The organism is Nostoc sp. CENA543 (genome assembly GCF_002896875.1).
Taxonomy (GTDB): Bacteria; Cyanobacteriota; Cyanobacteriia; order Cyanobacteriales; family Nostocaceae; genus Trichormus.
In genome coordinates this window covers 3,971,790-3,992,079 of the sequence record NZ_CP023278.1, presented here as the reverse complement: position 1 = coordinate 3,992,079, position 20,290 = coordinate 3,971,790, and the positions used below count along the sequence as shown (strand labels likewise).

General features: G+C 37.4%; 13 protein-coding genes. 7 read left to right on the top strand and 6 right to left on the bottom strand.

Annotation, left to right across the window (positions count from 1 at the left end; genetic code table 11):
• The first annotated feature begins 1,032 nt into the window (after nucleotides 1-1,032).
• The 5 genes from CLI64_RS16490 (at nucleotide 1,033) to CLI64_RS16470 (ending at nucleotide 10,971) form a co-directional block, all read left to right on the top strand.
• Entirely contained in the window at nucleotides 1,033-2,229 is a 1,197-nt protein-coding gene (locus CLI64_RS16490) for a response regulator (protein ID WP_103138221.1), read from the top strand.
• Between the two features lie 208 nt (nucleotides 2,230-2,437).
• Nucleotides 2,438-2,800: a response regulator transcription factor gene (locus tag CLI64_RS16485; protein WP_103138220.1), complete on the top strand. Its 363-nt coding sequence runs from the start codon at nucleotides 2,438-2,440 to the stop codon at nucleotides 2,798-2,800.
• Between the two features lie 24 nt (nucleotides 2,801-2,824).
• Nucleotides 2,825-3,307 (top strand): chemotaxis protein CheW, encoded by a 483-nt coding sequence (locus CLI64_RS16480; RefSeq protein ID WP_374703939.1) that lies wholly within the window; start codon nucleotides 2,825-2,827, stop codon nucleotides 3,305-3,307.
• A 73-nt stretch (nucleotides 3,308-3,380) separates the two neighbouring features.
• Nucleotides 3,381-7,226 carry a GAF domain-containing protein gene (locus tag CLI64_RS16475; RefSeq protein ID WP_103138219.1) on the top strand — a complete coding sequence of 1,282 codons (3,846 nt, stop codon included), beginning with the start codon at nucleotides 3,381-3,383 and terminating at the stop codon, nucleotides 7,224-7,226.
• Nucleotides 7,227-7,425: 199 nt separating this feature from the next.
• The gene (locus CLI64_RS16470; protein WP_103138218.1) at nucleotides 7,426-10,971 is read left to right on the top strand and encodes a hybrid sensor histidine kinase/response regulator; all 3,546 of its coding nucleotides are present in this window, start codon (nucleotides 7,426-7,428) and stop codon (nucleotides 10,969-10,971) included.
• An 18-nt stretch (nucleotides 10,972-10,989) separates the two neighbouring features.
• Here CLI64_RS16470 and CLI64_RS16465 read toward each other — a convergent pair whose 3' ends face one another.
• Complete coding sequence (locus CLI64_RS16465) at nucleotides 10,990-12,846, bottom strand: EAL domain-containing protein (RefSeq protein WP_103138217.1); 1,857 nt, start codon at nucleotides 12,844-12,846, stop codon at nucleotides 10,990-10,992.
• Between the two features lie 934 nt (nucleotides 12,847-13,780).
• Here CLI64_RS16465 and CLI64_RS16460 point away from each other — a divergent pair.
• Nucleotides 13,781-14,635, top strand: a complete 855-nt coding sequence (locus tag CLI64_RS16460) for a GGDEF domain-containing protein (RefSeq protein ID WP_103138216.1) — start codon at nucleotides 13,781-13,783, stop codon at nucleotides 14,633-14,635.
• Between the two features lie 338 nt (nucleotides 14,636-14,973).
• Nucleotides 14,974-15,369 (top strand): hypothetical protein, encoded by a 396-nt coding sequence (locus CLI64_RS16455; RefSeq protein WP_103138215.1) that lies wholly within the window; start codon nucleotides 14,974-14,976, stop codon nucleotides 15,367-15,369.
• 59 nt (nucleotides 15,370-15,428) lie between these two features.
• Here the strand turns inward: CLI64_RS16455 and CLI64_RS16450 are convergent, their stop codons facing one another.
• The 5 genes from CLI64_RS16450 to CLI64_RS16430 form a co-directional block, all read right to left on the bottom strand.
• Nucleotides 15,429-17,063 (bottom strand): alpha/beta hydrolase, encoded by a 1,635-nt coding sequence (locus tag CLI64_RS16450; RefSeq protein ID WP_103140763.1) that lies wholly within the window; start codon nucleotides 17,061-17,063, stop codon nucleotides 15,429-15,431.
• A gap of 140 nt (nucleotides 17,064-17,203) precedes the next feature.
• Nucleotides 17,204-17,650, bottom strand: coding sequence for a PIN domain-containing protein (locus CLI64_RS16445; protein ID WP_103138214.1), 447 nt, complete (start codon nucleotides 17,648-17,650; stop codon nucleotides 17,204-17,206).
• On the bottom strand, nucleotides 17,650-17,979 hold the full coding sequence (locus CLI64_RS16440; protein ID WP_103138213.1) for a hypothetical protein: 330 nt from the start codon (nucleotides 17,977-17,979) through the stop codon (nucleotides 17,650-17,652). The genes CLI64_RS16445 and CLI64_RS16440 overlap by 1 nt, the downstream gene beginning before the upstream one ends.
• Nucleotides 17,980-18,022: 43 nt before the next feature.
• Nucleotides 18,023-19,309, bottom strand: coding sequence for a CmpA/NrtA family ABC transporter substrate-binding protein (locus CLI64_RS16435; protein ID WP_103138212.1), 1,287 nt, complete (start codon nucleotides 19,307-19,309; stop codon nucleotides 18,023-18,025).
• 96 nt (nucleotides 19,310-19,405) lie between these two features.
• Complete coding sequence (locus CLI64_RS16430; protein ID WP_103138211.1) at nucleotides 19,406-20,233, bottom strand: ABC transporter ATP-binding protein; 828 nt, start codon at nucleotides 20,231-20,233, stop codon at nucleotides 19,406-19,408.
• Nucleotides 20,234-20,290: the final 57 nt, after the last annotated feature.

Sequence of the window (20,290 nt, the reverse complement as noted above, 5' to 3'; positions counted from 1 at the left end):
ATAACTGGATATATCGAAGCGGCAAATAGCTGTAGTATGGACTATACCCAAATTCCATTTCACTTCACGTAAGGATTTGTGGTTGAGCCAGTAAGCTATAAACCTTTGTTTACCTACTCTCCATCGCCGACTGAATATACAGGCAATATCTAATCAAACAACCGTCGTGGTCTGTTTTATTAGATATTTGGGGCTTTCGTAGTTGCGATTTATCGCTTAAATGAAAAGGGGTAAAGCCCAACTACAAACTTGAAAATTAATGCAATAGACCACTAGAATCAAAATCCCTTTTTTCAGGGGAGCCACTGCGTTAGTGTTAGCGACGCAGGAGCATCGGCAGTGCATGGTTTCCCGGCTTAAAGAAGGCAGTGCAGTGGACGGACGGGTTCCCCAGCATAAAGCAACTGCTGTCAAGTGGCGTGAATTTAGGGGAGTCAAATTCTATACAGCTTGATAAAAAAATGGTATGAGCATCATCCCGTTAACCTCTTACTCAGATATGATATGAGCTGTAAAGTGGTGGAAATATTAATTAATTTAAGTTTATATATTCTGACTAACTTAACTTTATGTTAATTCTTTTATACCAATCACAAAAATTGCTGACCAATACTATTTTTAGTGTAATTAAAAATCAGAATTTCCACGGATATAAATCAAATTGACAATCTCTAAAATAGTTACATCAAAAAGAAGCCTGTGCATATGGGAGTGTAGATTGATTTGTGGTTATCTAAATTTGAGTATCCAGAATTAACGGTATTTTTACTCACAAATTGAGAATCAAAATTAAGATTTGACATAAAAACCTCTCAATTAAAATTATCTTAATTATATTTACCGATCACCATAATTTTGTTGATAGTCAAATTCAGAATAATACCTTTCAAAATATAAACCCTAAAAACACTATTACTAACATAATAAACTAAATAACTATTTACAAAATCAAGAATGCTCAAGAGGTATTCAGATTTTGTTATTAAGAGACTGGCTTGTGGGGATAAAACAAGTAAAAATAGCTCGAAAAAGATGGAATCCAATAACATTCTTGATGAATTTAGGACTTGTACACAGCTGCAATATAATGGGCAGTTAATTCTGAGTAGCCAAAAAGGACATCAGTGGACTTTCTACTATCGTTTAGGACGGATAGTCTGGGCATCAGGAGGAACACATCCTTTTAGGAGATGGCGGAGATTAATGGCTCAATATTGCCCACAAATTAATGTGGATAAAATACAGTTGCGCCAACAAGATGTAGAAATGAGTTACTGGGATTACCGACTTTTAGAAATTCTATATAAAAAACAAAGAATTCAAAGAGAGCAAATTAATAGTATTGTCGAGAACACCTTAGCAGAGCTTTTATTTGACTTAGCCCAGCAAACGAATTTTATAGCTGTTAAGTGTGAACGCAATCAAGAAGTCATTTTAGAAGCACCCATGAGTTTCACGAGTGCAGATATTTCTATGAAACAAATGCAAGAATCATGGAATCTATGGACACAAGCCGGTTTAGCAAATGTTTTTCCTGACTTAGCACCAGTCATTAGAAGACCAGAACAGCTACAGGAACTAGTCAGTCCACCAGTATACAAAAATTTTGTCACTCTATTTAATGGCAAACTGACTCTGCGAGAGTTAGCCACCAAAATGAAGCAAAATGTTTTACCTGTATCTCGTTCTCTACTTCCTTATATCCTCAAAGGTATTATTGAATTAGTAAAAGTACCAGATTTACCTTTAGTTGTCACACAATTACCCAATGACTCTATTTCTGCACAACCGAAAAAAGTTTACACCCCCTTAATAGCTTGTGTAGATGATAGTCCCCAAGTTTGTAAAATGTTGGAAGAAATTATTACTTCTCATGGATTGAGATTTGTCCAGATTCAAGATGCGGTGCAAGCCTTGCCCATTCTTATTCAAGAAAAACCAGATTTAATCTTTTTAGATTTGATTATGCCTGTTGCGAGTGGCTATGAAATTTGTACCCAGTTGCGCCGCATTTCAGCTTTTACTAATACCCCGGTAATTATTTTAACAGGTAATGACGGGTTATTAGATAGAGTACGTGCTAAAGTTGTTGGCTCGACCGATTTTCTGACTAAGCCAGTGAATACAGATAAGGTAATGAGTATTTTACGTAAGTATTTACCCACTAAAATAGCATCTCCGATTCACAGTCAATCACGCTTAGAGGCTGTCCCTAAAGATATAGCGTAACAAGAAAGTCTTATCTGAATTACTGCTAAATATAGCATCAGGGATACAACATTTTTTTCAATAAACTAAGTAAACATAGGTATTTATTCTGAGCCAGATTTAGCATTAACAAACCAAAATAATAACAAAATGGAAAGGCTATTTTTAAATGCCTTCAATAGCGTAAATCTACAAATTACTAGGTGAAAATTTAACATAAGGAATTAATATGACTACTGTTTTAGTGATTGAAGATGGCTTAACTGATATGGAAGTTCTGAGTCGTTATTTACAACAGGCAGGTTGTTCTGTAATTAGTGCGACAAGCAGTGAAGAAGCTCAAAGCAAAATAGACAGTAATAAGCCAGATTTAATTTTTCTTGATGTGATTTTACCTGGTAAAAGTGGCTTTGAAATTTGCCGAGAATTAAAAAATAACCCAGATACTAGTAAGATACCAGTAGTTTTTTGCTCTACTAAAAATAGTGATGTAGATAGGATTTGGGGAAATATGCTAGGTGCAGAAGCTTATCTTTCTAAACCAATTAACCAAGAAGAGTTAGTATCAACATTGAAGAAACTCGTTAAATAGTAAGTATTTTTGGCATTAATAAGGATGATTAATTTGGAAAATCAGGGTAAATTTTTAAGTTTTAATTTAGGAATTCGAGATACAGCAGTCATTTCTTTAGATCATATTACAGAGGTTTTGCAAGTATCTTTAAGTGATATATGTGCTGTGCCTCAGATGCCTAGTTATATTTTGGGTGTTTATAACTGGCGCGATGAAATGCTGTGGTTAGTAGATTTAGATGAGATGCTTGGTTATCCACCATTGTTACAGACAGCAAATGTGCTGCTAAAAATGATGGTAATTGTATTGGAAGAGAATGGGAAATATTTAGGTTTATTAGTTAGGCAACTGATGGATATTGAGTCTTTAAATATTCATCAGATGAAGGAATCATCGGCAGAATTATTTTCTCCATCAATAGTCCCTTTTTTACAGGGGTACTTTATCAATGATGATGAAAAGATGATTTTTAACTTAGACGCTGAGGCTATTATTCATTCTCCAGTATATGCTCATCATAATTAACAAAAATCTCGGTGAACATTGCAAGCAAAACTAACTAATTTATTTGGGACATAATTAAATCAAGGGTGATCCAATGGCAATTACATATCAAAAAAATCATGATCATGGCAATTCAATTTCTAAAGTAGAAGCAGTAGAAAAAGTTAAAGAAGTTGATTTAATTGGTGATTATAATCAAGAAACATCAGAAGCGATCGCACAAGCATTTAGAGACTGGCGACGGCAGTTACAAGAAATCATAGTTGATATGCGTCAAGCCACTGACTTAGATGCCGTCTTAAGGGAGACAGTGGAAAAAGTCAGAGAAAAACTGAATTGCGATCGCGTCTTTATTTATCAATTTAATTCTGCGGATTCTGGCACAGTTTTAGCAGAATCTAGAACTTTGGGCTGGACACCAACTTTAGGTGAAATTCTTCCAGGGATTATGTTTGGTTTGCATAGTAACAACGAATATGTAGAACCAGTAACAATTGATGAGAGTAGTCAAGTACAACTCACTCACTATCAAAAACAACTATTAGATAAATTTCAAATTCAAACTAGCTTAAGTGTACCCATAATTGTTGAAGGTAAGGTCTGGGGCATATTAGCTGTTAATAGTTGTACTCATGCTAGACAGTGGCAAGAAGTAGAAGCCACACTGTTATTTCAAGTTACCACAGAATTAACCTATAGAGTACAAGCATTTGAAATTCAGAAAGAATCCCAACTCCAGGAACATTCTAGAAGGTCATTAAGCAAAGTCATCGATAAAATTTTGCGGTTATCAGATATTGATAAAATTTCTCAAATTGCCACTCTGGAAGTCCGACAATTATTGAAATGTGATCGTGTCAGTCTCTATCGCTTCCATCCAGATTGGAGTGGAGAATATATAGCTGAATCGGTGGGTAATGGTTGGGTAAAACTAGTAGGGCCAAATATCAGAACTATTTGGGAAGATACTTATCTCCAAGAAACCCAAGGTGGACGTTATCGCCATAACGAAAACTCTGTCATTCACGATGTCTACCAATCAACTCATTCTCCCTGCCATTTAGATGTTCTAGAACAATTTGAAATCAAAGCCTATGTGATTGTTCCTGTATTTACAGGTGAAAAATTATGGGGTTTATTAGCAGCTTATCAAAATACAGGGTCGCGTAACTGGCAAGATTGGGAAGTTAACTTCTTGAGCCAAATTGGTGTGCAATTAGGTGTTTCTATTGCTTATGCAGAATACTTAGAACAAATGCAGATGCAATCTGAACAGCTAGTTCAAATTGCGGAAAAAGAAAAAGCTTTTACCAAGATAGTTAACCGCATTCGCCAAGCCGAAACTGAAGAAAGTATTTTTAGAACTACAACCCAAGAAGTTCGTCAATTTCTCAAATGCGATCGCATGGGTGTTTATCAGTTCCTCCCAGAAGTGGGTGGGAAATTTGTGGCTGAGTCAGTTGGTAAAGGTTGGACAGCATTTATTGGCACTGAGATCAGCGATACTTTTCTCTCAGATACCGAATCATGCGATTATTTTAAAGGCAAAAATTGTGTCGTGAATGATGTCCACAAGGCAGGCTTTAATCCTTGTCATCTAGAATTATTGAACGCCTTAGAAGCTAAAGCTTACATCATAGTTCCCATCGTATTTAAAGAAAAACTATGGGGTTTGCTAGCACTTTATCAAAACTCTAAACCTCGTGAATGGCAAGAGTGGGAAGTCAACTTTTTAAATCAAATTGCCTCGCAATTTAGTATAGCTAAAGCCCAGTTAGACTATTTAGAAGAATTACGCATTAAATCGCAACAACTGGCTCAAGTTGCTGACAAAGAAAAATCCTTCACTAAAATAGTGAACCGTATCCGCCAAGCCCAAGATGTAGACAATATTTTTAGAACTACGACTCAAGAAATCCGCCAATTTCTCAAGTGCGATCGCGCGGCTGTTTATCAGTTCGATGCCGATTGGGGTGGCAATTTTGTCGCTGAATCGGTTAGTCAAGGTTGGACAAAGTTAGTCACATCTGAGGTGAAAACTGTTCTTAACGATACTTTCCTCCAGGATCAACAGGGTGGGAAGTTTATCAAAGGTGAGCATTCCATCGTCAATGATATCTATAAAGCAGGTTTTAAGCCTTGTCATATAGATATATTAGAAGCTTTTGATGCCAAAGCTTACATCATAGTCCCCATTTTCTTCAGTGACCAATTATGGGGTTTACTGGCAGTTTATCAAAATTCCGGGCCTCGCGAATGGCATGAGTGGGAAGCTAGTTTCTTAAATCAAATTGCCTCACAATTTAGCCTGGCTAAATCGCAGTTAGATTATCTACAAGAAGCGCAAATTAAAACTGAGAAACTAACTCAGATAGCAGAACAGGAAAAAGCGTTTACTAAAATAGTCAACCGTATCCGGCAAGCTTTAGAGTTAGAAGAAATTTTCAAGATTAGTACCCAAGATGTACGACAACTATTGAAATGCGATCGCGTAGTTGTCTTTCGCTTTAATCCTGATTGGAGTGGGTTATTTGTGGCTGAGTCTGTTGGTCATAATTGGGTGAAATTAGTCGGCCCTGATATCAAAACCGTTTGGGAAGATACCTTCCTCCAAGAAACTCAAGGGGGTCGCTATGTCAAGGGTGAAAGCTTCGTGGTAAATGATATCTATCAAACAGGCCATGCTAACTGCCACCTAGAGATTTTAGAGCAGTTTGAAGCTAGAGCTTATGTGATAGTCCCAATTTTCTTTGGGGAAAAATTGTGGGGATTATTTGCCGCCTATCAAAATTCCGGTACCCGCGAATGGGAAGAATCGGAAGTGGGGTTGTTAGCGAGAATTGGCGACCAATTAGGATTGGCTTTACAACAAACCGAATATTTGCAAAAACTCCAGACTCAATCAGCTCAACTAGCAGAAGCCGCAGCACGAGATAAAGCGGCTAAAGAATTGCTGCAACAACGTTCCATTCAACTGCTAACGGCCGTTAGACCAGCCCTCAACGGCGATTTAACAGTACGTGCGCCAATTACAGAAGATGAATTGGGAACAATTGCTGATGCTTATAACAATACTCTGCAAGCACTACGACAAATCGTATTGCAAGTACAAACATCTGCCCAAAAAGTTGCCCAAACTTCTAGTACCAGTAATGCTTCTCTGGCAGGATTGAATCATTTAGCTCAACAACAGTCTGACGAAATCAATCTAGCGTTAAGTGAAATTCAACAGATGCTGAATGCTACCCAAGCTGTGGTGGGTAGTGCGGAATTGGTGCAAGTAGCAGTCACACAAGCCAACCAAACTGTTGAGGCTGGCGATGCGGCGATGAATCAGACTGTGCAAGCAATTCAAGCGATTCGTGAAACCGTAGCTAAAACTAGCAAAAAGATTAAACGTCTGGGTGAGTCTTCACAGAAAATTTCCAAGGTGGTGAATTTGATTAGTAACTTTGCTACTCAAACCAACGTACTAGCTTTGAACGCCGCCATTGAAGCTACACGCGCTGGAGAGTATGGTAAAGGCTTTGCAGTGGTGGCGGATGAAGTGCGTTCTTTATCTCGCCAATCTGCCGCCGCCACCATTGAAATTGAAAAGTTAGTTCAAGAGATTCAAGAGGAAACTGGAGAAGTTGCAGTAGCAATGGAAACTGGTATCCAGCAGGTAGTCGAAGGTACAAACTTCGTCAATGAAACTCGACAAAACTTAAATGCGATCGTGGCTGCCACTGCGGAAATTAGTCAACTCATTAACCAAATTACCGATGCGACTCAAAAGCAAATGGGGCAGTCAGTATCTGTAACTAATTCCATGAAAGATGTTGCAGAAATTGCTAATCAAACTTTTGGTGAATCCCAAGAAATAGCAGCTGTTTTCCAAGATTTATCTAACATGGCACAAGATTTATTAACAACTGCTAGTAAGTTCAAAGTTAGTTAAACGCAGCAGGAGGCTAAATGATTTGGGATTTGCGATTTTAGATTTGGCAAGAGAAATACAACTTTAAAGTCACAATTCTAAAATTGAAAGTTCAAGAGGCAAGAAGCATAGACAGCTAAGAGGAGATTTATAACTCCTCTTAATGCTTAACTTCAACTTTTAAACCCCTTACACCCTAAAACCTTACACCCTTAAAGTTATGATTACAGATGCCGAAATTCGTGAACAGGGGTATATTTATTTCCTTGCAGAAGCCCCTGATTTATTACAAACTATTGAACAGGAACTGTTGAATTTATCAGAAAGTCACAGTACGACTAAAGTGCATAGCTTAATGCGAGCTACTCACACAATTAAAGGGGGAGCAGCTACTGTTGGCTTAGAATTAATTAATAAGATTGCTCATTATTTAGAAGATGTCTTTAAATCTTTATATAATCCAGATATTATCATAGATTTTGAGTTGAATACACTTTTATATCAAGCTTATGAATGTTTAAATTTAGCATTGAGTTCAGAAATCAACGGTCATGTCATCAATGACCAGGAACTTTTACAAAGAGCTACTGATATATTTACTCAAATTCAGAGTAAATTAGGAGATAAATTTGGAGAAAATACTCATATCCCTACCTCGCAGGAATTAGGATTTGATATTGTCAAATCTATATTTGAAAGTGGGGTAAAACAACGTTTAGAAAAAATTAGTAATGCCATTAAAAATATTTCAGAAAATCTAGAGTTAATAGATTTTTTAAATAGTGAAGCTGAAGTTTTTCTGGGTTTAGGGGAATCTTTAAACTTACCAGGTTTTGGAGAAATTGCTCAAGGGATTTTGCAAGCATTACAAGCTAATCCTCAAAAAGCACATCAAATTGCGAAAATTGCGTTAGCTGATTTACAGCAAGCACACAAAGATGTATTAGCAGGCGATCGCACTCGCGGTGGTCAGCCTTCCCATGATTTAATTAAGCTGACATCACCAGCTACAGAAACTCTCAATCTCCAATTTTTGAGTTTAGATCAGGAATTTTACAAATTTTTAGTTACAGGTAATAATCAACCAAATAATTGTGTCCAACCTGCAACTGCTAAATTTTATTTAAAGGTTTTGCATTATATATTTGGCTGGTTTAATCATGCCAGAGAAATACTAGTTTCAGAAATGTATCTGGATATGTTAATTTCCAATCACGAAGATGAAACATATCTCAATTATGTAGAAAGCTGGTTAAATAAATTCTTAGATTTCATTCGTGAGGATCATGATAGTGATAGCCTTTGTCTATATCGTCAAGGCATCATTTTAATTATTCTTATGGCTGTGGCTAAATTTCAATATTTTCAGCAAAAATCTGAGAATCGGCTGGCATTTATTAAAGCTCTACAAAATAAAATTAGTATATTAGCCGCAGAATATAAAAAACATCCTCCTGTAAATTCCCAAGAAAAAAATTGGTCTGATAGTTATAAGCTACAGGAATTACTAATTGTTAAGCAAATATCAAAAATAACTACCAATTTAGACTCTAATCTATTAGAGTCAATATGGGGAGGGGAAAGCAAATTAGAAGCAGCAGATGAACAGGAAGAACTCCCATTAGAAACACAAAATATTAATCAAGCCTTAGCTAATATTGAGGAAGTCAATACAGAGATTACAGAGCGAGTAATTGATGCTGTCAATGAATCACCATTAGAAAAATCCCAGATTACTCACAATAAAAAGAACCAATCTAATTCTTTTGTGCGCGTAGGAGTCGAAGGACTACAACGCATTAATTATTTGGCTGGAGAGATATTAGTTTATCAAAAACGTCGAGCCTTAAATGATGAGCAACTGCAAGAAATTCTCGATAGATTATATCAGCAATTGAATAGACACCAAGAAACGTTAAATCAGTTACGTGATTTACCTTTACAGATGCAGAGTTTTTTATCACATCATACACAAAATTTTGCATCTGTGAAATTTGATCCTTTAGAAATGGATGTTTATACAGAATTCCATTTGAATTTGCATGAGGCTTTAGAAGAAACACTGCAATTGCAAGAAACGACAGAGTCAATAGATTTACTATTAAAACAAGCCACCCAAATTAGTGATAAAAAACAAAGTTTAGCGTTAAATCTACTAGATAATTTAGTCACAGCCAGAATGTTACCTTTTGGTAATATCTTGAATCGCTTTCCTCAGATGGTGAAACAACTGGGTAACGTCTATCAAAAACAGGTGGAATTGCGATTAACTGGTACAGGATTACTCATAGATAAGGCGATCGCAGAAAAAATCTATGATCCCATACTACAATTAGTGCGTAATGCTTTTGATCACGGTATCGAGTCGCCACAGGTTCGGCAAGCAAAAGGGAAACCAGAACTAGGTATCATTGAAATTTGCGCCTATCATCAAGGTAGTCAGACAGTGATTGAAGTCCGCGATGATGGACAGGGATTAAATTTAGAGAAAATTCGGAAAAAAGCTGATGCACTTAATCTGCGGCCAAAAAATGCTCACTGGGATGAGTCTGATTTGTTGGATGTCATGTTTACACCCGGATTTTCCACTGCTGATCAGGTAAGTGAAATTTCTGGACGAGGAATGGGGTTAGATATTGTACGCTCTCAATTACAAAATCTAAACGCATCTATTTCAGTACAATCTCAACCAAACCAGGGGACAACTTTCATTTTAAAAATTCCTTTTTCTATGACTACTGACCAATTAATGTTAGTTCAGGCTGGTGGTATTGTTTACGCTTTACTATTAGACAGCATCGAGAAAATTGTGATTCCTTCACAACAACAAATTCAAGAGTTTGAAGATAAAAGAGTATTACATTGGCACTCAGATGAGGATGAAACCCTTCTGAGTCTTTATCAATTATCAGATTTGATGTCTTACAACAGTTCCTTAAATCAGAATGTTAGTCTTCAGCATTTATTGGCTGAAGATAACACAGAAGTCATGAATAATCCTGTGTTATTACTTAAACATCATCATGGAATGTTTGCTTTAGAAGTTGAGCAAATTATTGGCGAACAAGAACTGGTAATTAGACCTGTAGGAAATGCGATCGCGCCACCAAAATATATTTATGGTTGCACTAGCTTGGCTAATGGAAATCTCATATTAGTGATTGATGGTGCCTTATTATTACAATCTGTTGAGATGCAGGCTACATTGGATGTAAGCGCGCTGCCAGAAAGTAATCTTCCTAATAATATATCCTTGCCATCATCAGACTCTAACTTGAAATCAATGCCATTATTGACTGCTTCTCAACCTAAAAATTATCAAGAAGAGCCACCTAGTCAATATGTAGAAGTACAGAAAAAATCTCAAGGACTAATTCTAGTAGTTGATGATGCCATTAGTCTACGACAAACTGTTTCTTTAACTCTGCAAAAAGCTGGTTATCAAGTTATACAAGCTCAACATGGTATAGAAGCTTTAGAGCAATTACAAAAACATCCCCAAATCCAAGTTGTAATTTCAGACTTAGAAATGCCACGGATGAATGGCTTTGAATTGCTTACTCATATCCGCAATCAGCCAAAATTTGCCAAGCTACCAGTAGCTATCCTGACTTCTCGCAGTGCAGACAAACATCGACAACTAGCTCAAGAATTAGGGGCGCAAGGTTACTTAACTAAACCATATTTAGAGCATGAATTGCTAGCGACTGTTGAGCGGCTCATAAATGCACAAACAACAAATGTCAACCACTTGACTACTGTTTAACTGAATCAATCTCCAAAATCACCCATCTTGTAATTGTAAAAAATTGGTGATTTCTGCGATCGGCAAAGGATGGGAGAATAAGTAACCCTGTCCAAATTCGCAACCAAATTTCTGTAAATCTTCTAATTGGATTTGAGTTTCAATTCCTTCAGCTACTACGGTAATCCCTAAAGAATTAGCAAAATTAATTAGAGTCTGGACTACTGCCGCAGACTCCACACTAACATTGACATTTTTGGTAAATGAACGATCTATTTTGAGAGTATCAACTGGAAATGTGTACAATTGGCTAAAACAAGAATATCCAGTGCCAAAGTCATCTATGCAGAGTTTAACTCCTAGATTATGAATTTTGTCCATAACTTGAGTAACAGTGTGAGAACCTTTGATCAAAGCATTTTCTGTTACTTCCAATCTAATAGCCGAAGGGGATATATGATATTCTCCTAGAATTTGTTGAATTTTTTCTACTAAGTCTAAGTGCTGTAATTGGGCGGCAGCTATATTAATATGAATTACTAAGGATTCAGCACATTTAAATTTTTGTTGCCACTGATGTAGTTGTTGACAAGCTAACTTCAATGCTAGTAAATCTAGAGAAGGGACTATTCCACTTTCTTCGGCAATTTTAATAAATTTATCTGGGGAAATTATTCCTCTTTGCGGGTGTTGCCATTGAATTAATGCTTCTAAACCGACTATTTTTTGAGAAGATAAACACAGTATAGGTTGATAGTAAAGGCAAAACTCGTTTTTTTCTATACTTTGGCGGAGTTCACTTTCTAGTTGAATACGCTTTAAGGTTTGCAATTGCATTTCGTTGGTAAAAACTATATAGCAACCTTTACCAGCACGTTTAGCTTGATACATTGCAGCATCGGCATCTCTAAGGATATCTGTTGGCTGCTGATAATTAAGTGTAGAAGGTAAAATACCAATACTTGCACCGATAGAAATTTGATACTTGTCAATCTCAAAAGGTGTATGTAATTCTTGGAGGATAGCACTAGCAATTGTTTCAACTACGTGAATTCCATCTTGGTTGTTCAGGAAAATTAAAAACTCATCACCACTCAAGCGCACAATTTTATGTGCAACTGTAATACAGTTATTCAATCTTTTAGCAACTTGTTGTAATAATTTATCACCTACTATATGTCCTAAATGGTCATTAACACTCTTAAAATGGTCTAGGTCTAAAAATAAAATTGCGTGTCCTATTTGCGGCTGCTGTTTCGCAAAGATTTCCGATAAATACTGCATTAGCCAAGCACGATTAAATAAGCCTGTTAATGAATCATGAAAAGCTTCATAAGTGAGTTTTTCTTCTCTTAGTTGTACTTCATTCAGTACCAATGTCAGTGCTTGAGTCCGCTCAATTACCTTCTGCTCTAAATCTTGATTAAGTTGATATAACTCGGCTTCTACTGTTTGGCGAGCAATGATTTCTTGTTGGAGTTGAGTATTACTTTCAGTAAGAGAACGGGTTAAAGTCAGAAGTCGCAGGTTCAACCGGATACGAATTAAAACTTCTATTGGTAAAAATGGTTTGGTGATATAGTCAACTGATTCTAAATTTAATTGTGCTAGTCTATTTTGATTTTCATTTCTAGCAATCATTAATATAACTGGAATTTTATGTAATATTGAATTAGTTTTAATGCGATGACAAAGTTCAAAGCCATCCGCTCCAGACATCATCCCTGCTGTCAAAATTAAGTCAGGCGTAATTTGACTTAGTTTTTGCCAAGCATCTTGTCCACTATTAGCTGTTGCAACTCGAAATCCTGAGTCTGTTAATAAAGTGGACAAAACTCCTAAATTGTCTAGATCCTCATCCACAATTAAAATCAGTGCTGCTGGCTCTGTTTGCATATATTTATGTGTAAAACTCTTAACTTTTGTGCAACGCTTCTAGGACTTGCGTATTAACAGAGTGATAAATAATGGCTTCACTATTATTTTGCACTGATCAGGACAAACTTAAAACAAGAGAACAATCATGAGCAAGATTGAGATATTCATTGCTTTTCCTAAGAGTATGATTATTTGATTGATCCAGTTACTTACAATACATCTATATAAATACTACAAGAACAGAATTATCATTTCCAGATGTAGTAAAGGAATTATTGTAAAATTTATATTTTTAAAATTTAAAGATTTGCTGCATCTAAAAGTTAGGTGACACTAAGATAATCATCTGCTCTGATTACTGAAATTATTCACTGAAATAGGCAGTTAAAAACTATAAATAATGTTGTGCAAACATCAGCTATGAGATCGATACAATCATAAGTCTTGAATTTATTTCTACCGAAAATTACTATTGGTATATTTCTCATTATTAATATTCATAACTTATCACTGAGAATTTACCTCAGACTACATTTTCATTAAGGCTTTAAAACTTTGGGTAAGAGATATAAAAAAGATTCTAGTAAAGGGTAAATACATAAATTCAATGTATGGTTTTTAACAAACCATCATTTTCTATCCTTGAATTTACAAGAAAATACTGTTTTGTCAGTGATTTTTGTGAGCCAGTTATTTTGCAAAACTCAACACCTAATTTTATGGGAGACATCAAGTTTCATCAGTCTCTTCCGCTAACTAGGACGAAATAATTTCTTTATATGGAGAAATTAATAGTATGTATTCACTTAACTTACTGACAAAGTTTTATTTGTATAGGAAATTTTGCTATGACTCTGATTTAAAATTTTACCGATAGCCATAAATTTATTACTTAACCATGACTTGAACAAAGTATAAATAGTAGCTAAAACGGCTATGAAGCTAGGAAAATATGTATTTACTAAAACAGCTAGAAAATCAACCTAAATTTACCTCGATTCTCATCAGTATGTTAATGCTAGTAGTTATTAGTGTAATTGACTACTTAGTGTCTACAGAGATTTCTGTGTCGTTTTTATATTTAATACCTGTTGGGATTTCTACATGGTGTACTGATAAGTACATAGGCTTATTTATCATATTGGCTAGTGACCTCATTAATCTCATCCTGAACCAAATGAAGAATAAATACCATTTAAATCCTTATAACCATTATTGGAATGCAATGACAATGCTAGTGTTTTTATTATTTACTAATTTTTTATTATTGGAATTTAAAAATAATTTGAAATCATTGGAGGAATTGGCACAAAAAGACAATTTGACTGGATTGAATAATCGAAGATTCTTTATGGAAATAGTCAATAATGAAATTGTAAAATCTGTCCGATATAAAGAACCTCTAACGTTGGCTTATTTTGATATAGATGACTTTAAAAAAATCAATGATCAGTATGGACATACGGCTGGCGATCGCTTATTACAATTAGTAGCTAATCAAGCTACAGTGACTTTGCGTAAAAGTGATGTGATTGCGAGAATTGGCGGCGATGAATTTGCGATTTTATTACCACGCACTGATTATGAAGCATCAGAAGTAGTGTTGCATAGGTTAAAAACAATGCTTGTCATGTCTATGCAGCAAGAAGGCCTATCAGTCACCGTCAGCATCGGTGCAATTACTTTTTATCATCCACCGCAATCAGTGAACGAGATTCTAGAGCAAGCAGATAATTTAATGTACATGGCAAAAAAGAAAGGTAAAAACCTATTGCAGCATGAGTTATCAAAACATCCTGCTATATGAAATTAATAAAAAACCCCAGTAATTTTACTGAGGTGATTAGGAGAAGTCCAAATGTCAATGGAAGATACCGATACCGAATTCAGCTTTTACGAGCTAACTAAACAAAAAACGTTACTAGTAGTGATGAAGAGTGAGTTGATAACCCTTTCTACTCAGCCCTTTGTCTCTCACTGTTTAACCGTGATGAGCAATTCAGTGAGGTTTAGTGTTTGGTTGGTTAGATCAGCTTATTGCTTTATATAAATAAATGTAACAAATTTGTAACGATTTAGTCAACAATAGTTGACACAGAAAAGTAAATATATATTATAAGTTTTTATTATAAGTATTATTTCTATATGGCATTCTTCAAAGGTTTAGTGTTGTGGGTGGTGATTATATTCGCCGAAATTCTGCACGGTACAGCACGGAAGTTTTTACTTGAGCCTTGGGTTGGTGACTTTACGGCAAGACAAATCACTGTGTTTACAGGGTCGCTCATGATTTTAGCGATCGCTTTTATCTCCATTAAATGGCTTGGTATCAATGATGTGATGCAACTATTGGCTGTTGGATTGCTTTGGTTAATCCTGACAGTGGGATTTGAGTTATTTCTAGGAAAGGTTGTGTTGGCTTATTCTTGGGAAAGAATTTTCTCTGACTACAACTTGCTTCAGGGTGGTCTGTTACCAATTGGTCTATTTTTGCTGACCTTATCACCTCTAGCTGCGGCAAAGATGAGGCACTTGGTGTAAATTAAGACTTTAATTTTGAGAATAGGGAAAAATTAAAATCAAATTTTCCCCATATATTTTTATTTCTCCATTGAAATTAATCCGGGAGGAATATCTCGGACTATCCGAAAAGGGAAGACTGGGGTAGAAGCAGCCTGAGCATAATCTGGAGTCAAGAAAACCTGATAATTATCAGCTTCTGAGGTGAGTTGTGCTGCCATTGCTAAAGCGATCGCCTTGACAAATTTTCGCACATCAGCAGCTTGTTCACCGACAATTTCGCCACCGCTTAAAGCTGTATTGGGTTGATCCGCTTGGTCTAAAGTGGTGCTGGGGTCTTTGACACTTAAATGAGTACCACCAATCACACCTGCTAACCATTTAGGAGCAGAAATCTTGCTAAATCCTATAACTTGTTCTGTTAAAGCTGGTGTACTTTTATCTGCGGAACTCGCCAAAATTAATGTCGGGACTTGGACTTTAGTTAAACCCGTGTCACCAAAAATTCGTGAAGTTGTGGGACTCAAAGCCATAACTTGTTTAACTCGATTATCCCGCAGTTGGTAACTGTTTTCTGGTAGTTCTTGGGCAATACATTGAATAGTTGTCCCAACACTCAAACTCGCTAATTGATTCCGACAAGTTTGTTTGAGTCCGGCTATTTGGAATTCACCACCCGCTAGTGCGAGAGCTGTCGCGCCACCAAAAGAATAACCCACAACCATGACATTATCGGTGGCTATTCTGCCAGCGAGAGGAGTTTTTGCCGTTTGATTGTACTTGGTGAACTCATCTAAAACAAAACTAATATCTTGGGGACGGTCTAAAAACTCTTGGGGTTCAACAATTCTGGTTTTACCTTTAAGAGCTAAATCAACATGAGTTTGATTACTACCAGGATGTTCTATAGCTGCCACTATATAACCGTGAGAGGCGAGATGTTCTGCTAAATAACGTAACTCTGTGCGAACTGACCCCAAACCATGAGTAAATACAATTAGTGGTTTATTGGACTCAGCAGCAGTTGACCAGTAAATATCGACAGGGATTTTGCGATCGCGTTTTTGATCATTTAAATTCCAGTTCTCAACCTGTACATTCGCCTTACCTGGTTGGCTGGGGTCAAAGGGTAAATTAATTTGGGAAGCTTGAGGCGCAAGTTGGGGAGACAGAGAAAGCATTAATTGTTGGGTACGCCAAAAATCATTATTCAAACTGCCCATGACAGTCACAGCTTGGGGTAAATTAATTTCCAAACGCTGACTTGGATAAGCTGCAATAAAACTCAGCACAGATAAGCCTTGGGGAGAATTTGCACCGAGAACTAAAGCTGCTCTCAAAGCATTTGCACCTGCTTTATCTTTGCGTGCTAAGGCTGTAGAGATGTCATTGAGAATAGTTGTACCAATTTGGGTATTGAGTAATCTACTGAGAGTCACCACATTCAGAGGTACTCTCATTTTCAGCGTCCCCAACAGAGAACGACGTTGCTCTTGTGATAATCGTTTGGTTAACCAGTCTAGACTGCGAGGAAATTCCCCAGTTGTAGCGGCGGTTTGTAAATCCGCTAGGGGAACAGATTCTGCAAATAAACCATAACGCACCACCACTGTATCAGCTGCCTGTGCAGAGGTGTTTAACCCAAAAAATTGGCTCAGAGTCAGCGCGCTCAAGCAACCAGCAATCAGGCTGAGATTTTTTCCGCCTCTTCCCATAAACATCCTCACCAATAGCTACCAAGGGGAATATAGCGGATATTGGTGTATTTAGCTACTGTTGACTAGGAAAATGCCAAGAACGACACTCAAGCCACATTTCATGAGGCTTGTATACTTCAAACAGCGATCGCTTTTGCTTAAGGTGTAACGGTTGCTGGGTGTATAGAAGTAATCTCACCAGAGTATCGAGTAAAGTCCCCAGTATTAAAAGTCAGGATATGAGTCAGCCCATGAACACGCATGACTGCAACAAGACGGGCATCGTGGACATTTACACCCATTACCCTGTACTGTAAAACGATTCGTCTCCATTCAGGATAAATCTCTGGTACATCAGGCAGTACCGGAAAGAGCGTTTCTAACCGTTGTAGCTCTGCTTCTGCTTCTGCTACAGTGAAGCCTAACCCGTTTCTGTCTACTGGACGGGTAGCACTTCGCCAGAACTCAACTAAGTTTTGTGATGCGACAAAAAGCCCAATTCCTGCAACTGCTAAGGTAGAGATTGCATTTACAGTATCTCCATACATGGGGTGATGTGGCTCAACGCTTCTCAGTAACAAATTAGTATCTACAAGGTAAGCCACTAAATCTCTTCATCCTCTTCATAGATTCCTGCCCGGCTTACGGCATAGTCGTCAAGTAATGGAGTATCTTTTCTGTGGCTAGAAGCCCATTCTTTAAATGCTTTCACCCATTCATCAGGGGTAGCGGTTTCATAAAATGGACGTTCAACTTTAGACTTCACCAACTGCAATAACATGGCATCAAGATGAGGCCTCACTGTTTCTTCTGACACATTTGTCATTTGAGCTAACAAGAAGGCAATCTGCTGGAGTTCTTGAGTGTGCGTTTCCTTAATTTCATGAAGCAGTTGAGGTTCACTATTTTTACCTATGGGTGTGCTGGTGTTCATAGGAATTGAGGAAATGAAGTTTGACAATTAACTTTACCTCAAACTACTGGATTTTAGGAGCATTGAGGTAGGCTTGGGGATTTTGAGGATCGAATTCTAAACCGTTAAAGAATTTTTCGACACCGCGTGAGGTGCTGGGGGGGATAGCTTTTGCTTGTCCGATGAGTGTAGCAGCTTCTCGCCATAAATCTTCCCGATTGACTGCATTGATAACGGGTTGGGGGTCAAAATCCTGGGGACGATTACCCCAGCGCATATCTTCGATAAAAAACCACAAATCATGACTTTTATATGGATAGGAGGCATTCTCCCGCCAGAATTTAATCATATGAGGGCTATTTTCGACTATACGGCCGTTACCGTAGTCAAACTTACCCATGAGGCGATCGCGCAACAATTCGCTAGGGATACCAATCCATTGGCGTTGTGATAAAATCTCAAATAATTCTGGTTTATTTTCGGGGCGATCGCACCACATCTGCGCCTCTAAAACCGCCGCCAATAAAGCTTTTGCGGCTTTAGGATATTTATCTACAAATTCTGCACGCACACCAAAGGCTTTTTCTGGATGATTATTCCATAACTCGCCACTAGTGACGGTAGAATAACCAATGCCTTTTTTAATTAAACGATGATGCCAAGGATCTACCACACAAAAAGCTTCCATTGAACCACCCCGCATATTAGCTACCATCTGCGGTGGTGGAACTACAATCAACGATACATCTCTATCTGGGTCGATACCGCCATGCGCTAACCACCAGCGCATAAAAAAGTCACCAGTTACCCGGCGATAAGGTACTGCACAACGCACATTTTCCCCACTCAAACTTTTTTTAGCAAATATTGATTTGAGGGGAGAACTATCTAGCCCAAGTTTTAGATCTTTATAAGCATTAGTAACAGAAATTCCCTGCCCGTTAACATTCATCCGCGCCAAAATGTACATTGGAATTTTGCGTCCATAGCTAATTTCCCCAGTAGCCATTAAATGCACCATTGGAAACAGCAAATGCGCTCCGTCTAATCCTTCATTACCTGAACCTAACATCAGTTTGTCGCGGATAATTGCCCAAGATGGTTGTCTTAAAACCTCTACATTAGGCATTCCATGTTTAGCAAAAAAGCCCTTGGCTTTAGCCACAATTAAAGGACAACAACTAGTCACAGGGACAAAGCCAAGTTTCGCGCCCGTGACTTCTGGTGTATCACCATTAGCCGCATACAAACTTGTAGGAGACGGAACAGTAGTAGAGCGATGTGTCAAAGTTGTAGATAAAAATGCTGCACTACTAGCTGCTATAAAATTCCTTCTAGTAAATTTTGTCATATCTCAACAATTAATTAAAAATATAGGTACTAGAAAAGAAAGGTAAAAGTTGATTTTTACTTTTTACCTTTTACTTTTTGCCTTTTTTAGTCTGCTTCAAGCTACAGATTTCAAACTGGGTATTTTTTCAACTTCTTGATATTGAATTTGCTGCTGATGATGTAAGAAATCGAGCAATTCGTGGCGCAGTTCATGATAGAGGGGATGATCTACAATTTCCGAAGGAATGCGAGAACGACCAAAGGGGATATCGACGATTTGACCAATATGAGCAGCAGGGCCATTAGTTAACATCACCACACGATCAGAAAGCAACAGTGCTTCATCCACATCATGAGTCACCATAATGGTTGTGATATGAGCCTGATTACAAATCTGCATCAATTCTGCTTGTAAAGATTTGCGGGTGAGTGCATCCAAAGCCCCGAAAGGTTCATCTAACAGTAATAGTTTTGGTTTAATAGCTAAAGCACGGGCGAGGGCGACTCGTTGTTTCATTCCCCCCGAAAGTTGTCCTGGTTTTTTGCGGGCTGCATCTTTTAAACCGACCATTTCTAAGTGACTAGAAACAATGCGATCGCGTTCTACTTTTGGTTTATGAGATAATACTTTATCAACCGCTAAAGCTACATTATCCCAAGCACTCAACCAAGGTAAGAGCGAATAATTTTGGAACACCATCATGCGTTCTGCACCTGGTTTTTTCACCCGTGTACCATCTACTTCCACATAACCACTAGAAGCCCTTTCCATCCCTGCAATGATATTTAGTAAAGTAGACTTACCACAACCAGAATGACCAATCAGAGAAATAAAATCTCCTTGCTGAATTTCTAAGTAAATATCTTTGAGAATAATATTTTTTTCACCATTGGGCGCAGGATATTCCTTATTGACACCGTGAATAGCAACAAAATTCTGCATAGGGATTCTCCTAGTATTGGGGACTGGGGACTGGGGATTGGGAACTGGGGACTGGGG